This window comes from Salinimicrobium oceani (genome assembly GCF_012037645.1).
This window is the reverse complement of the sequence record NZ_JAAVJR010000533.1, coordinates 1-477: the sequence shown is the minus strand read 5'-3', so window position 1 is coordinate 477 and position 477 is coordinate 1. Positions and strand designations below refer to the sequence as shown.

At 44.4% G+C, this 477-nt stretch carries 2 pseudogenes; both read left to right on the top strand.

From position 1 onward, the window contains the following. Positions 1-115: pseudogene (locus tag HC175_RS24385) on the top strand (DUF58 domain-containing protein); the annotation flags it as partial. A gap of 10 nt (positions 116-125) precedes the next feature. Beyond that, a pseudogene (locus HC175_RS18095) lies at positions 126-477 on the top strand (DUF4381 domain-containing protein); the annotation flags it as partial.

The following is a 477-nucleotide window of genomic DNA, read 5'->3' as shown; positions in this document are numbered from 1 at the left end:
CGACAGGGTGGACTATTTTACCGAAAGCTTCAGGAAAAGCGGCGCCGGTAGCCTTAGTACCCGTGTTGATGAAAGTTATGTGAAAAAGTTACTGGGCTATTTTAAGACCAGGTAAAGAAATATTAATGAAAAAAAGTTTGCGGCAGAATCACATTTTTGACACCTTAAGGAACAGAGGTTCTGCATTCTGCCTGCTATTGTTTTTTCTTGTTGCCGCTTCCGGAAGTTTACGTGCGCAGGAAGTTTCGGCATCCGTAGATACCACCAAGATAAGAATAGGAGAGCAGATCACCTACCGGCTTTCGGTAGAATCTAATGGAAATTCGCCTGTGGTATTTCCTGAGGGGCAGACCTTTTCTCCGCTGGAAATGATCGAGGCTTATGCCATTGATACGAGTAAAATAGGAGATCGCCAAAGACTGATCCGGGAATATGCACTTACTCAGTTTGATTCCGGACGATATACTATTCCGCAGC